Origin of the sequence: Bacillus sp. 005/A4HT-01/001, from assembly GCF_004634445.1 — a bacterium.
Classification (GTDB): Bacteria; Bacillota; Bacilli; order Bacillales; family Bacillaceae; genus Bacillus; species Bacillus altitudinis.
Genome location: NZ_SEIZ01000002.1, coordinates 100,864 through 114,987, shown reverse-complemented (window position 1 = coordinate 114,987; position 14,124 = coordinate 100,864). Strand labels below are relative to the sequence as shown.

Annotated in this window: 15 protein-coding genes and 1 other annotated feature; of the genes, 7 read left to right on the top strand and 8 right to left on the bottom strand. The window is 41.2% G+C overall.

The window, feature by feature from the left end:
• Positions 1–64: 64 nt before the first annotated feature.
• On the top strand, positions 65–1,408 hold the full coding sequence (gene brnQ, locus ES896_RS06145; RefSeq protein WP_058213919.1) for a branched-chain amino acid transport system II carrier protein: 1,344 nt from the start codon (positions 65–67) through the stop codon (positions 1,406–1,408).
• A 41-nt stretch (positions 1,409–1,449) separates the two neighbouring features.
• Here brnQ and ezrA read toward each other — a convergent pair whose 3' ends face one another.
• A complete protein-coding gene (ezrA, locus tag ES896_RS06140; RefSeq protein WP_135226566.1) occupies positions 1,450–3,153 on the bottom strand; it encodes a septation ring formation regulator EzrA in 1,704 nt (567 codons plus the stop codon).
• 336 nt (positions 3,154–3,489) lie between these two features.
• Between ezrA and hisJ the strand changes: the two genes are divergently transcribed.
• Complete coding sequence (gene hisJ / locus ES896_RS06135) at positions 3,490–4,305, top strand: histidinol-phosphatase HisJ (RefSeq protein WP_135226565.1); 816 nt, start codon at positions 3,490–3,492, stop codon at positions 4,303–4,305.
• Here hisJ and refZ read toward each other — a convergent pair.
• The gene (gene refZ, locus ES896_RS06130) at positions 4,275–4,940 is read right to left on the bottom strand and encodes a forespore capture DNA-binding protein RefZ (RefSeq protein WP_041092572.1); all 666 of its coding nucleotides are present in this window, start codon (positions 4,938–4,940) and stop codon (positions 4,275–4,277) included. The two genes, hisJ and refZ, sit on opposite strands and share 31 nt — an antisense overlap.
• Positions 4,941–5,066: 126 nt before the next feature.
• Here refZ and ES896_RS06125 point away from each other — a divergent pair, with 126 nt between their 5' ends.
• Complete coding sequence (locus tag ES896_RS06125; protein ID WP_046344223.1) at positions 5,067–5,567, top strand: GAF domain-containing protein; 501 nt, start codon at positions 5,067–5,069, stop codon at positions 5,565–5,567.
• 310 nt (positions 5,568–5,877) lie between these two features.
• Positions 5,878–6,480 (top strand): 30S ribosomal protein S4, encoded by a 603-nt coding sequence (gene rpsD / locus ES896_RS06120; RefSeq protein WP_007501777.1) that lies wholly within the window; start codon positions 5,878–5,880, stop codon positions 6,478–6,480.
• A 302-nt stretch (positions 6,481–6,782) separates the two neighbouring features.
• Here the strand turns inward: rpsD and ES896_RS20280 are convergent, their stop codons facing one another.
• On the bottom strand, positions 6,783–6,842 hold the full coding sequence (locus ES896_RS20280) for a putative holin-like toxin (RefSeq protein WP_231493310.1): 60 nt from the start codon (positions 6,840–6,842) through the stop codon (positions 6,783–6,785).
• Positions 6,843–7,136: 294 nt separating this feature from the next.
• Here ES896_RS20280 and ES896_RS06115 point away from each other — a divergent pair, with 294 nt between their 5' ends.
• Entirely contained in the window at positions 7,137–7,700 is a 564-nt protein-coding gene (locus tag ES896_RS06115; protein ID WP_058213923.1) for a hypothetical protein, read from the top strand.
• An 8-nt stretch (positions 7,701–7,708) separates the two neighbouring features.
• Here ES896_RS06115 and ES896_RS06110 read toward each other — a convergent pair whose 3' ends face one another.
• From ES896_RS06110 to ES896_RS06100, 3 genes are all read right to left on the bottom strand, one after another.
• Complete coding sequence (locus tag ES896_RS06110; RefSeq protein ID WP_135226564.1) at positions 7,709–8,308, bottom strand: cysteine hydrolase family protein; 600 nt, start codon at positions 8,306–8,308, stop codon at positions 7,709–7,711.
• Positions 8,309–8,357: 49 nt separating this feature from the next.
• A complete protein-coding gene (locus ES896_RS06105; RefSeq protein ID WP_135226563.1) occupies positions 8,358–8,570 on the bottom strand; it encodes a hypothetical protein in 213 nt (70 codons plus the stop codon).
• Between the two features lie 95 nt (positions 8,571–8,665).
• Positions 8,666–9,244, bottom strand: coding sequence for an esterase/lipase family protein (locus tag ES896_RS06100; protein WP_370648336.1), 579 nt, complete (start codon positions 9,242–9,244; stop codon positions 8,666–8,668).
• Between the two features lie 272 nt (positions 9,245–9,516).
• On the opposite strand from ES896_RS06100, the gene ES896_RS06095 reads away from it, so the two are divergent.
• Positions 9,517–9,858, top strand: a complete 342-nt coding sequence (locus tag ES896_RS06095; RefSeq protein ID WP_017358308.1) for an antibiotic biosynthesis monooxygenase family protein — start codon at positions 9,517–9,519, stop codon at positions 9,856–9,858.
• Positions 9,859–9,986: 128 nt separating this feature from the next.
• Here ES896_RS06095 and tyrS read toward each other — a convergent pair whose 3' ends face one another.
• A complete protein-coding gene (tyrS, locus tag ES896_RS06090; protein WP_017358309.1) occupies positions 9,987–11,255 on the bottom strand; it encodes a tyrosine--tRNA ligase in 1,269 nt (422 codons plus the stop codon).
• Positions 11,256–11,308: 53 nt separating this feature from the next.
• Positions 11,309–11,544: a binding site (T-box leader), on the bottom strand.
• Positions 11,545–11,603: 59 nt separating this feature from the next.
• Positions 11,604–13,328 carry an acetate--CoA ligase gene (acsA, locus tag ES896_RS06085; RefSeq protein WP_035391106.1) on the bottom strand — a complete coding sequence of 575 codons (1,725 nt, stop codon included), beginning with the start codon at positions 13,326–13,328 and terminating at the stop codon, positions 11,604–11,606.
• Between the two features lie 155 nt (positions 13,329–13,483).
• Between acsA and ES896_RS06080 the strand changes: the two genes are divergently transcribed.
• Entirely contained in the window at positions 13,484–14,116 is a 633-nt protein-coding gene (locus tag ES896_RS06080; RefSeq protein WP_050827570.1) for a GNAT family N-acetyltransferase, read from the top strand.
• Positions 14,117–14,124 lie beyond the last annotated feature (8 nt).

Sequence of the window (14,124 nt, the reverse complement as noted above, 5' to 3'; positions counted from 1 at the left end):
TGAACGGTTACCTAGCAACTAATTAACAGAATATTTCAACATAATAATGGAGGCTTTAAATGCAATGAAGGCAACTTTGTCGACGAAAGATACGGTTATCATAGGTTTTATGCTGTTTGCTCTATTCTTCGGCGCCGGTAATATGATCTATCCACCTGAGCTAGGTCAATATGCTGGGCAAAATGTGTGGAAAGCAATGGGCGGATTTTTATTAACAGGTGTCGGTTTACCGCTTCTTGGGATTATTGCTATTGCTTTAACAGGTAGAGATGCGAAAGGACTAGCTGATAAAGCTCACCCAGCTTTCGGAACAGCGTTTACCGTCATTTTATATTTATCTATTGGGCCACTTTTCGCTATTCCTCGTACAGGAACTGTCTCATATGAGATTGGCGCACTACCCTTTTTAGCAGGAGTACCAGCTTGGCTCTCACTTCTTTTATTTACACTGGCCTTTTTTGGTATTACGTATTATCTTGCGCTAAATCCAACGAAAATTGTGGATCGTGTAGGGAAAGTGTTAACACCGATTAAATTTACGATCATTTTGATTATTATCGTCAAAGCCATTTTGACACCGATGGGCGTCATTGGCACACCTGATGTGTCCTATAGCAATGGATCATTTTTCAAAGGGTTTTTAGAAGGCTATAAAACCATGGACGCTCTTGCATCTATTGTGTTTGGAGTTGTTGTCATCAACGCCATTAAAGGACGCGGCGTGACAAGTAAAAAGGCGCTGACATCTGCTTGTATCAAAGCAGGTCTAATTGCAGCTTGCGGATTAACATTTGTTTATCTATCACTTGCTTATTTAGGCGCTTCAAGTACACACGCCATTGGTTTTGTTGGAGATGGCAGTAAGATCTTGGCTCAGTCTTCGCAATTTCTTTTTGGCAGTTTAGGTAATATTGTGTTAGGCGCGGCGATTACGGTTGCCTGTTTAACAACAAGCATCGGTCTTGTGACATCGTGCGGAGAGTATTTCTCAAAATTACTACCTAAACTTTCTTATAAAACAGTTGTGACACTCGTGACATTATTCAGTTTTATCATTTCAAATTTTGGACTTGCTCATATTATCGCTTTTTCAGTACCTGTTTTAACTGCGATTTACCCGTTAGCGATTGTGATTATTGTTTTATCACTTGCTGACAAATGGCTTGGTCATAGAAGACCTGTGTATATCCTTACTTTGATTTTAACTGGCTGCGTCAGTCTGTTTGACGGCTTAGCAGCTGCGAAACTGCCGATTGGTCCTGTGAAAGATCTCTTTCAAAAGACCTTGCCGCTATATGACCTTGGCATTGGCTGGATTATGCCTGCCATACTCGGAGTCGTGATTGGATTTGTGATCTCTCTTTTCACTTCTTCTGCTTCAGAAGAACGTCAAAAGCAAGCTTCATAACATGGAAAAAGCTGAAGTCCTAAAATGGACTTCAGCTTTTTTTATTGATGCTGATATTCTTTTTCTTGCTGAGTTAAAAGCTTCTGAACGGCTCCAGGTGATGCTTTTTCGACAGCTGCTGCTGCCACTTCAAATGAATCGTTATAATCATAGGCATAAAATCTTCGTTCTGCCTCTTTTAATTGCTCTGAAAGAATGTGGTTTTGACTTCTAAACCGGTTGCCGTATTGTATAATCCGTTCAATTTGATCCACTTTACGAAGCATGTCATGTGTTTCATCAACGACATGTCTGACTGTTTCAGAGGCTTCTTTTAATTGCTGGTTCACTGCTGGCATATTCAGCGGCAAATTTTCTAGCTGCTCCTGCACTTGCTGAATCATCTCCTGCGCTTTTTCAGCACGGTCTTTGATGTCAGCAGGTACACCTGGAATGTTGCTTTTGTGCAGTTGGCGCACTGTATCTGTCAGCATGGTTTTAAGTTCAGCCAATGTTTCTCTTGCCTGTAATTCTTCTTTTCGTAACGATTGAAGGTGATCTTTAAACGCTTCATGAAGCGTTTTGGCATCCTCAATAAAGGTCTCAAGCTGATTGATTTCATCCATTAATAATGTGTATGCGACATGGTCACGATCAAGTTTCTCTCGTATTTGCTTCATGAGCTTTTCAATTTCTTCTAATCGCTTTTCGAAGGCTTTCTGCTGATCCAGCTCTCCCGCTGTCAGCTTGTAGCTTTGTTTCACAAGAGCCGTTTCTGCCTTTGTCTGCGTGTGGTCTTGTTCAAGTTTTTCAAATGCCTCGGTCAGCTCAGGCATTTTGCTCTTGATTTCCTGACCTGCTTCTAATTCTGCTTCCAGCTGATCATACAGCGTCTGAATCGCATCATCAATCATTTGCAGAATGCTTGATGCTTCATCTAAGTTGAGTTCATCAATCAGCAGCTTCTCCGCACGGGTCAGCTGTTTGTTCAAGTTCTCCAGCTCTTTTGTGATCTGGATGTGCTCTAGCTTGTAGCCTTTGTCTGTCATTTCTTTATAACCGTCTTTCAGCTTCGTCAGCTGACCTGGCACAGTTTGTTTGCAGTCTGCGATGAGCTTCGGTACATCATTGATATATAATTGCAGCTGATCGAGTCTGCGGTCTTGCTCAAGCAAAATTTTCCTTGCTGTCATGTAGTTTCCGTTTTCTGTCTCTTCTTCATACTGCTTGATCCCTTCCCAGGCCTCGTCCAAGTCCTGCTCCATTTTGTCATAAAGGGTGCCATATAAATGGCTGTAAGCAAGTAGATTTTTTCGTACCGTTTGATATTGCTCTTTGACCTTCTCGATGTCTTTTCGGTTTTGCTCTTCACTTGTGACAAGGTCTGCAATCTCTTTTAAAATGTCTTCGATGTTTGAATCAGCAGCGGTGAGCAGATCTCCTATATGTGCAAGAACTTGCTTCGCTTTGGAGAATCGATATTTATCAGAATACTCCTCTGCATCATATAATAGCTCCTCTACCTTTGGAAGATGGGCTGTGACGATATCGTCCCACTCTGCACGCCATCTTTCAAAAAACTGCTCTGTTTCTCCGGTCATTTTTAAATGTTTGATTTTTGAAATTTCTTCTACAATTGATCTGTTTAAAATTTCAATTTTCCATGCTTCCAATCGGTCAATCTCTTTATATATATTTTTTCTGAGGAAATAACCGACTGAAAACAAAGCAAGCAAAATGACAATTAAACCGATGATAAACTCCATAATGAGCCCCCTTGTTGTGATCTAAGTGATGTCAGGGTAGTGTCCCGAGTAGACCTGAGAACCCTTTCGTGTCCGCTTTGCATTTGTTTTTTATAAGCAGGATTGTATTTTTTCCAATACGATCCATTCACGGTTTTATGTATGTTTTTTCAAGAAAGTCATTCAGGCTTTCTATCATTTGATCACATGTATTGATGTGACCTGTTTTTATGTATGCGGAAGCTGTCGTTTTCATTGTTATTATGATACCATGTAACCAGCATTTTTGGTCATGATTTTTCATTATTTTCGCTGATAAACATGACGTTTTTCAAAATATCGACAAGAGGTGACGACATGTTGAAACAAGATGCACATTTACATACGCCATTTTGCCCGCACGGTACGCTTGATCCTTTTCATTCTTATATTGAAAAAGCAATCAAAAAGGGATTTGATTCCATCACCTTTACCGAGCATGCCCCGCTGCCTCCTTCGTTTCGAGATCCAACGCCTGAGCAGGATAGTGCCATGAAGCTTCAAGACCTTGAAGCCTATTTGACGAAGCTGGATCAGCTGAAACAGGAATATAAAGGACAGTTAATAGTAAAAACTGGGCTTGAGGTCGACTATATCAAAGAGTATGAAGAGGAAACAAGTGCCTTTTTAGACTGCTACGGCCCTGAACTAGACGATAGCATTTTATCTGTTCACTTTCTTCCTGCTGGCAATGATTATATTTGTCTTGATTTTGATGAGCACGCCTTCAAGCAGCTGATCAGTATCTATGGCAGCATCGAACACGTCTATCAAAGCTACTATGACCAAATTCATTCTTCTATTCTATCATCTTTAGGTCCATATAAGCCAAAGAGAATCGGCCATATCACCCTTGTCCAGAAATTCAAACAGCTTTTTCCATACGAAATGTCGCCAGAACTATGTCAAAGGGTTACCCTTTGTCTTGAAGAAACGGCAAAAAAAGGCATGTCCTTAGATTTTAATACATCAGGTCTTCGTAAAACATATGCCAGAAGTATCTATTTAGATCAATGGATGATTGATTTTGCAAAACAGAAAAAAATTCCGCTCATATTCGGGTCTGATGCCCATCAAGCGGAAGATCTCGGGTATGCGTATGATCAATTTGAAGACATCATGAGTTTCAGGTGAGAATCAAGTGCGGGTTCATTTGGTTCTAATAAATGATGAAGCGACCGGCTCAGTTCCTTATAGTACGTTTGATAAAAGTAAGGCTCGTTTGGGTTGATATAAAGCACCTCTGTTAAATATTGCGGCTGCAAATATGGCATCATCAGAAGTGATTTTAGCTGGATCATAAATGATGAGAGGGACAGCTGCTTACAAATCACATGGGTGCTTTTTCCTTTTTCAATGATGAGCTGAAACAAGTATTTTTCCTTTGTTAAATAGGTGGACATGATTTCCCTGATCAGCGTTGAATCAATGGTCACTTCTCGATAAACGAAACGGGTTAATTGACGATTTTCATGCTGATAAGATAAAATATCAAAAACCACATGAAGTAAACATTCTTTTGCATGACGGGTTTCCATGTGCTGGATATGCGATTCAATCATCTGAATGTACCCTTCATAAAAATCGGATACGAGCTGCTCGAGCAGCCCTCCTTTTCCTTGAAAGTAATAAGATATATGGGCAACGTTGACGTTTGCTTCCTTCGCAATCTCACGGACAGAGGTTCCAGAAAATCCTTTTTGGTTAAAAAGTCTGATGGCAGCTTCAATAATACGGTCTTTTGTTTGCACGGTTGTTGATGTTTTCATCCGCTCACCCCTCTTCATGTGTACATACTTCAAGGTGAAGGCGGAAGTTCCTTTAATCATTGCTCGACAAATCCCACATGCGAAGCGCAAGTTATGTATTTTTGAGATAGAAAGTAGGAGATTTTCATGTTTCATGTCGAAAAACAGTCTGGCGATCCATCGAAAGACTATCAATTACTCATCAAGCAAGTAGAAGCGATTACGGATGGTGAACCTGATCTCATTGCCAACCTAGCCAATGCTGCGGCGCTGCTTTATCACTCGCTTCCTGAAGTCAATTGGGCAGGATTTTATTTAGCAAAAGGCGGAGAGCTTGTGCTTGGTCCATTCAACGGACTACCCGCATGTGTACGCATTCCTTCTGGAAAAGGGGTTTGCGGTACAGCATTTGCGACAGGTGATGTACAGCGTATCGCTGATGTCCATGCATTCCCTGGTCATATTGCATGTGATGCCGCATCGCAGTCTGAAATTGTGATCCCACTTAAAGTAAATGGACAAATCATTGGGGTACTCGATATTGACAGTCCAGTGAAAGATCGTTTCAATGAAATAGATGAAACGTACTTAGTTCAATTTACAGAGGTTGTCCAAAATGCGTTATCAGCCTCTACTGATGCGTCATGATGCTTGAAAAGCAGACAATGTGTCTGCTTTTTTATTTTGCTTTCTTCCCGGATGAATGCCGACCACGTTTGACATTCTCCTCTTTAAATAGGTTGACTTCTCCTATCTGGCGTCATATAATAGAGTTTGTGTGAAATATGGCAGCCTTTTTGTTCGGCTTTTTTGTATCATTTTGTTCCTTCTATATGGAGGTGCATCTTGTAACTCCCTGCTGCTGGAGCGAGGATGCATGAAAACATAATGACGGAAAAGACAAAGAACAGACGGTTTTTATTTTTCACAAATAAAAACAATAAGGAGGAGTCACATTATGGCTCGCTATACAGGTCCAAGTTGGAAGATTTCCCGCCGTTTAGGCATTTCATTAAGCGGAACAGGTAAGGAACTTGAAAAACGCCCTTACGCTCCAGGCCCACATGGTCCAGGACAACGCAAAAAACTATCTGAATACGGTTTACAATTACAAGAGAAGCAAAAGCTTCGTCACATGTACGGTGTCAACGAACGTCAATTCCGTACACTATTTGACAGAGCTGCTAAACTTCCTGGTAAACAAGGTGAAAACTTCATGATCCTTCTTGAAACTCGCCTTGACAACCTAGTATACCGCCTTGGCCTTGCTCGTACGCGCCGCCAAGCTCGTCAGCTAGTAAACCATGGTCACATCCTTGTTGATGGAAGCCGTGTAGACATCCCATCTTTCTCTGTGAAACCAGGTCAAACGATTGCTCTTCGTGAGAAATCTCAAAACCTTGCAGTTGTGAAAGAATCAGTTGAAGTGAACAACTTCGTACCTGAATACCTTACTTTCGATGCTGAAAAGCTTGAAGGAACTTTCACTCGTCTTCCAGAGCGTTCTGAATTAGCGCCTGAAATCAGCGAACAACTAATCGTTGAGTTCTACTCTCGTTAATTTCATGACTCTCTCAGAGAGTGATCAAACAAACCCTAGAGACCTTGATTGTTCAAGGATTTCTAGGGTTTTTTGTTTGTATTCCATCATGTTCTAACACCTAACAAGATGAGAGTGGATGTATGACAGTGTTTAACAAAATCCCTTTTATGTTATAATACAAATAGATGTAGCGTAAATTAAAAGAAGCCAGGATGCTGTCACATCCCGGCAATGCACAAATGCTTGGCTCAAAGTGAGCTGGCTAGAAGGTACACAATAAATGGACCTACCCTACAAGTTGTCTAGGCTCAAAGGGTGGTCTATTTCTTTTTGTCTATATACGTCAACAAGGCAAGAATAAACATCCCAAATAAAAACATAAGGGACAATGCTTGAAAAGTTGACATAGGCGGCACCCCCTTTCAAGGGGATTTAGCCAAGACCACCTTTGAGTACGCCGTACATTTGTACGCTCTCTATTATACATGAAAACATTGGAAGTTACCTTCCATATTTAAAAACCTTTCTTTGCAGCATAACCACCTTCACGCTTCATTACGTGATTGTCATTCCCACATGCAACTATAGGAAAAAAATATCATTTAGCTGCCGTTTGTCTATTGGTACAATGATGATAGAGATTTTTTTCTAACGCACTAAGCTGGAGGAATTCCATGTTTTTTACCATAGTCATGATTTTCGTTCTCTTTTTCTTGTCTATTTTCGCCTATTCTCTTTTAAGAAAAAAGCAGGTCATAGATGCACCACCAAACCTATTGGCTACGATATCGTTCATATTACTGCTTTATTTTTCTCTCTGTCTCGTGATCGCTGTTCCAAGTGTCATGCTGTGCATCGTTGCTTTAGGGATAAACTATCTTTTTGGAGATTACATCACATATGATTCATTTTTCTCTTTCATCTCGTTCTCTTTATTGGTGAGTGGAATCGTGGTTTTTTGGTCGCCTTTTCTTCTTTTCATAGGCAAAGGGCTGGCTTATTTACTCAAATTCCCTTCATGGCTGACTTTTGCTTTGGAGTGGATCAGTTCTTGGATCGTTTTACACCTCTCGATTAAGTATATCCTTTACATAAAACTAGTAAATATCTCCATTTGGGAGCACGGCACACTCATTTTATCTTTCTTTGTCAGCTTCTTATTTATTGGAATTGATCTCATCTACTCAAGTATTGAACAACGAAAACAGCCGCTGGATGAACAAGCAAAAAGCTCCTAGAGATGATTCTAGGAGCTTTTGCTTGCCCAATTTGTGATCAGCTGCTCAGTTGTCAGGATAGTCGCAAATTCGTCATGCAGTGTTGCAAGTGAAAGGCGATGGATCGTTTCTGGATCATAGTATGTACCGGTTTGATCTGCGAGTCCAAAGGCGGCTGTTGCATCCGACATGAGGTATGTCTCAAAGCCTAGGTTTCCACTCATTCTTGTTGTGGTAGATACGCAGTGCGGTGTTGTAAGTCCAGCAATCACAACAGTGTCGATCTCGTTTGATCTTAGTTGTTCCTCTAAGTTTGTACCTATAAAGCTACTGTTGACTTTCTTTTGTATGACCGTTTCTTCATCTAGCGGTTTGGCGATCTCTTTGAAGGAGTGCCCTTCATTTGCTGGATGAAATAAGGAGTGCGGCTGATCCGATGTATGCTGAATATGAATGACTGTCCAGCCTTTTTCTCTCCAAAACGTCAATAGACGACTGATATTCTTCTCTGCATCTAGGTTATTCCGTTCTCCCCATTTTTCGTGCTCGAATGCTTTCTGTACATCAACCATAATCAAAGCCTTTTGATGTTGTTGCACAAATCCCCACCTCCAAAGAATCTGAATCATTACTTGTAGTGTAAGGAATGGTGGTTGATTTGTACATGTTTTTATTTGGCTATGTACGATGTTTTGTCTGTTTTTGCACTAAAAAGAGAAACCACACACTGGCTATCAAGTAATAGATGCCAATGATGGATGTACAATTAGATATGACTTCTGCCCATTGCACTGATTTGACGATTGCCATCCAGATCATATAGATAATCAGAAATGAACATGGGAAATAGAGAAAGTAGCCTAAGAAAGCATATTTGAGTTTTTGCGTCATCTTTTATCCTCCTAAAAATCTTCTTCAACACCTAGCAGCACCCATATAACCATGACATCAAAAAAGACAGCACAAATCGCTGTCTTTTTCATTTTTTAATTCGTATTCTGTCCTCCGCCATTCAATCCTTCTTTCACATAGCCTTTGACTTGGCTTGAGGTTAATAGACCGATATGTCCAACGCCGTGGATGAGGACGTTTCTCGCGCCAATTAAACGTGAGAGGCTGTTGACGACAATGAGATCGGCTGAACTATAGACAGATGTGTAAAGAATTTTTTGATTTGGATCGGTGCCTGGTAATGCTCTGAGTGATACGAGTCCATTCGCTCCACCAAGTGTGACGACGTTTTCAATTTTATCTCCGCCGTCTAGGTTTTTAATATAGTATAACGTGTTCGCACCACCCATACTATGAGCCACAATATCTACTTTTTTGGCGCCCGTTTTGGCTAGTACATCTTTCACGAATCTAGAGAGCCTCGGGCCATTGTTCAGGTTATTGCCTGTTTTGTCTATGAAATCGATTGCAAAAAGTTGGTTTTGATCCCAGCCCTGTGATACTAAGTATCGTTTGATCGAAGCAAAGTTATAAGACGCACCGCCCATACCATGCACCATCACAACCGGATTATGCGCAGCCGCTTTGACTTCTTTCGGCTGGATGAAGGCCATTGAACCTAGCACTAAGGCAAGGGCAACAAGAATTTGCAAACTCTTTTTCTTAAATCGAATCACTTTCATTCCCCCTTATTCATCTTATTCGACTCTATTTTATACAAGAAAAATATGTCAGAAAAGTGAACAAGGTAATGTTTTATGAGATGATTTTACAGAAATATAAATAATCATAAAGCACCTTGGACTTTTTTAAATTAAAACAAAAAGACTACGAGCCTCTCTATCTTTCATATATAATGTGAATAGACAAAAGGAGGTTCTACTAGATGCTATTTACCCAAACACCTGCACCACCTTACTATGCAGTCATTTTCACATCAAAACGAACGAATGTTGAGCAGAAAGAATACGCTGCTGCTGCTCAAAGAATGGAACAATTAGCGAAAGACCTAGACGGGTTTCTTGGAATTGAGAGTGTACGAGATGAGCATGGTGTTGGGATCACTGTATCGTATTGGGATTCATTAGCAGCAATTAAAGAATGGAAAGCACATACAGCACATCAGCGTGTTCAAAAAAAAGGAAAAAAAGATTGGTATGAATCCTATACAACCCGAATTTGTAAGGTAGAACATGCTTATACAAACGAAGATTCACTTCTTGAATAAGAAACAGACAAATGAGAGAAAACCGCTCTGTAAAAGCTTAATTCCTACTTCTGAATAAAAAAGAAAAGCACCTCAATGTATATGAACATTTGAGGTGCTTTTCATGATACTTACTGTTTCATAAGGATTTATTTATACGTTACAAGGAAGTATTTCTTTTTCCCTCTTCTTAAGACTGTAAATTGGTTTTCAATTCGGTCTTCAGCTGAAAGGACATAGTCTTTGTCGGTTTGTCTCTCTCCGTTGATGTAGATGGCACCGTTTGTGATATCTTCACGTGCTTGACGTTTTGATGGAGACAGTTTTGATTCGACAAGAACATCAACAAGTGTTAATTCTTCTGCACTGTCTTTCTCCATTGATGGCACATCTTTAAAGCCTACTTTCACTTCTTCTGCTGTAAGAGATTTGATCTCGCCTTTAAATAGCGCATTTGAGATGTTGACAGCCTGTTCTAGTGATTCACGGCCATGCACAAGTGTTGTGACTTCTTCTGCCAAACGGCGCTGTGCTTCACGCTTTTCAGGGGCTGTTTGCACTTTTTCTTCGTACGATGCGATCTCTTCTTTTGATAGGAACGTAAAGTATTTTAAGTATTTCACGACATCACGGTCATCTGTGTTAATCCAGAATTGGTAGAATTCATATGGTGATGTTTTTTCTTTATCTAACCAGATGGCACCACCTTCTGTTTTCCCAAACTTCGTGCCGTCTGCTTTTGTGACAAGCGGCATTGTGAGACCGAATGCTTTAGCCCCTTCTGCTTCAGACTTACGGATTAACTCAAGCCCAGATGTGATATTTCCCCACTGGTCACTTCCGCCGATTTGCAGCTTACAATTTTCATTTCTGTAAAGGTTCAAGAAGTCTAACGATTGTAGAATCACGTAGCTGAATTCTGTGTACGAAATCCCTGTTTCAATACGGGAGCTGACGATATCTTTTGCGAGCATGAAGTTGACACCGAAGTTCTTTCCAATATCACGAAGGAACGTGATGACATTCATTTGACTGATCCAGTCATAGTTATTCACGATGACAGCTGGGTTGTCACCTGCTTCAAAATCAAGGAATTGAGAGAGCTGGCCTTTGATTTTCTCTGACCACTGTTCGACGATTTCTGCTGGGTTTAGTGAACGTTCTGCTTTTTTGAAACTTGGGTCACCAATCAGTCCAGTTGCGCCGCCAACAAGTGCAATCGGATGATGACCTGCTTCTTGGAATCTGCGCAATGTTAAAATTGGCAGTAAGTGACCAATGTGCAAGCTGTCAGCTGTTGGATCAAAGCCGGAGTATAGCTTGATTTTTTCTTCTGCTAATAATTTTGTTAAACCTTCTTCATCTGTTTGTTGCTGAATTAATCCTCTGAACGATAATTCTTCCATCAATTGACTCATATCCAAATCTCCTTTTTTTACAATTCAACATAAAAAACGCCCCTTCGAATGAACGAAGGGACGATATATATCGCGGTACCACCCTGCTTAAAAGACAAAACAACACGTCTTTTCACTTACACTGATAACGGACAGATCCGTTCTTTCACTAATCAGATAGCATATGCTCCTTTTCGTAAAAGCGGTTCGTGAGGGTAATTCGAATATCTCTTTGTACTGACTCGCACCAGCCGTCAGCTCTCTTGGACAGGGAAAGATGATTCTACTGAATCTCAGTCAAAACCTTTTCATATTCAACTAAAGTCATTTTTAACATACTTTTGATATCAAGTCAACTGACGGAAGTGATTAATCTTCCATTGTCGAGAGATCGCCAGCAGGTAAATTCAGTTCCCACGCTTTTAGCACACGTCTCATAATTTTACCGCTGCGTGTTTTTGGCAATTTGTCTTTAAACTCAATTTCTCTCGGTGCTGCATGTGCAGCGAGTCCTTTTTTCACGAACGTACGAATTTCTTCTTTCAGGTCATCAGACGGTTCGTATCCGCTTCTAAGCGCTATAAATGCTTTAATAATTTCACCGCGCACAGGATCTGGTTTTCCGATGACACCAGCCTCTGCAATGGCCGGATGTTCCACCAGTTTACTTTCTACCTCAAATGGACCGACCCGCTCTCCTGACGTCATGATGACATCGTCGACACGTCCCTGGAACCAGAAGTATCCGTCTTCATCCATATAAGCAGAATCTCCTGAAACATACCAATCTCCCGGCATAAAGTAAGATTCATATTTTTCAGGATTGTTCCAGATCGTATGCATCATAGACGGCCAGCCTTTTTTGATGGCAAGGTTCCCCATCCGGTATGGCGGAAGTTCATTTCCGGCATTATCCACAATCGCAGCTTCAACGCCTGGAATTGGTTTCCCCATCGAACCTGGTTTGATATCCATGGATGGATAGTTACAAATCAGCTGTGCACCTGTTTCTGTCATCCACCAAGTATCATGAATTCGTTTACCGAATACAGCGTCTCCCCAGCGGATCACTTCTGGATTAAGTGGCTCTCCTACACTTAACACATGACGGAGTGAGCTGAGATCATATTTTTGAATGAGATCGTCTCCTGCTCCCATCAGCATTCTGAAGGCTGTCGGTGCACTGTACCAAACGGTCACACCAAGCGATTCAATGGTTTCGTACCACGTATCAGGATTGAACCTGCCGCCTAAAATCACATTCGTCGCTCCATTCAACCACGGAGAAAAAATACCGTACACCGTCCCTGTTACCCAGCCTGGATCAGCTGTACACCAGTAGACATCTTCTTCTTTCAAATCAAGTACCCATTTACCCGTCTGGCCTTGCTGCACCATTGCGCCATGAACATGGAGCACACCTTTTGGCGTACCAGTGGACCCTGACGTGTAATGAAGCAAGTATCCATCTTTTTCATCCATCCACTCGATTTCAAGTTCCTTCGCTGCCTGCTCAAATGCTTCTTCAAAGTGAATCGTCCGCACACCACCTGCATCCTCTTTTTCACCACCGACAATGATGACGGATTCAAGCTTTGGAAGTTCTGCAAACGGAATCCGCTCAAGCAGATCAGGCGTTGTCACAATCACTTTTGCCTCACTATTTTCTAAACGATCTTTGACGGCACCTTCCATAAATGCCTCAAATAACGGACCGACGATCGCACCAATTTTGACAGCACCAAGCAGTAGAAAATAGAGCTCAGGTGATCTTGGCATAAAGATAAACACGCGATCCCCTTTTTGCACATGTGCCTGTTCTCTTAATAGATTTCCTGCTTTGTTTGTCTTGATTTTCATATCCCTGAACGTATACTTTTCATCCCGCTGTGAATCTTTGTAGTGAAGCGCCACCTTGTTTTTACGAAACGAGTCCGCATGTCTGTCAATCGCTTCATAAGCTGCATTTACTTTTCCTGTTTCATACCAAGAGAAATTTTTTCTCGCTTCCTCCCATGAAAATTCTTTGTATGCTTGCTCATAATCATTTAAATGATAGTCCCCTTTTACTGATGGTAGCGTTTCCACTTTCATCAAACAGTCCCCCTTTGCATACGTTTACAATGACCATTATAGTATAGATGACTTTTTTTCTCAATTTTTAAAAAACTTCTGATGAAACCGTTTTAATTATTGCAAGATTTAAGATAGAATAGAGACGACTCACTAGAATTTGAGGCGGTGGATACGTGGAGCATCCTAAAACTTATTATTCAAAAACAATTGAGAGAGAAACAGGCACCATCCTGATTGAAGGCCCGGTACCTGCATCAGAGCTGGCGAACTATACGTTTCATGAAGGACTAACAGCATTTCGCACGCCTGAGGAACAGAAACAAGCACTTGTTGAAATAGCAGATCTTCCTGAAGGACGTATTATCATTGCTAGGGTGGATGAGCTTGTCGTAGGCTATGTCACGTATTTGTACCCTGATCCGCTTGAACGCTGGTCAGAAGGCAACATGGACAATTTAATTGAGCTCGGTGCCATTGAAGTCGCTCCTCCATTCAGAGGCTGCTCACTTGGCAAGCATTTACTGGATGTGAGCATGATGGATGAGCAAATGGAGAATTACATTATCATTACAACCGAATATTACTGGCATTGGGATTTAAAAGGGACGAAGAAAAACGTGTGGGAGTACCGCAAAATGATGGAGAAAATGATGAACGCCGGCGGTCTGGTTTGGTTTGCAACAGATGAGCCAGAGATCAGCTCACATCCAGCCAATTGTTTAATGGCACGGATCGGAAAACATGTGAGTCCAGATTCAATCGAGCGTTTTGATCGTCTTCGCTTCCATCAGCGCTTTATGTATTAACGTTCAAT

Coding starts and splice junctions, on each gene's coding strand:
- brnQ (WP_058213919.1), top strand. CDS start 65: ATGAAGGCAACTTTGTCGACGAAAGATACGGTTATCATAGGTTTTATG.
- ezrA (WP_135226566.1), bottom strand. CDS start 3,153: ATGGAGTTTATCATCGGTTTAATTGTCATTTTGCTTGCTTTGTTTTCA.
- hisJ (WP_135226565.1), top strand. CDS start 3,490: ATGTTGAAACAAGATGCACATTTACATACGCCATTTTGCCCGCACGGT.
- refZ (WP_041092572.1), bottom strand. CDS start 4,940: ATGAAAACATCAACAACCGTGCAAACAAAAGACCGTATTATTGAAGCT.
- ES896_RS06125 (WP_046344223.1), top strand. CDS start 5,067: ATGTTTCATGTCGAAAAACAGTCTGGCGATCCATCGAAAGACTATCAA.
- rpsD (WP_007501777.1), top strand. CDS start 5,878: ATGGCTCGCTATACAGGTCCAAGTTGGAAGATTTCCCGCCGTTTAGGC.
- ES896_RS06115 (WP_058213923.1), top strand. CDS start 7,137: ATGTTTTTTACCATAGTCATGATTTTCGTTCTCTTTTTCTTGTCTATT.
- ES896_RS06110 (WP_135226564.1), bottom strand. CDS start 8,308: ATGATTCAGATTCTTTGGAGGTGGGGATTTGTGCAACAACATCAAAAG.
- ES896_RS06105 (WP_135226563.1), bottom strand. CDS start 8,570: ATGACGCAAAAACTCAAATATGCTTTCTTAGGCTACTTTCTCTATTTC.
- ES896_RS06100 (WP_370648336.1), bottom strand. CDS start 9,244: ATGGCCTTCATCCAGCCGAAAGAAGTCAAAGCGGCTGCGCATAATCCG.
- ES896_RS06095 (WP_017358308.1), top strand. CDS start 9,517: ATGCTATTTACCCAAACACCTGCACCACCTTACTATGCAGTCATTTTC.
- tyrS (WP_017358309.1), bottom strand. CDS start 11,255: ATGAGTCAATTGATGGAAGAATTATCGTTCAGAGGATTAATTCAGCAA.
- acsA (WP_035391106.1), bottom strand. CDS start 13,328: ATGAAAGTGGAAACGCTACCATCAGTAAAAGGGGACTATCATTTAAAT.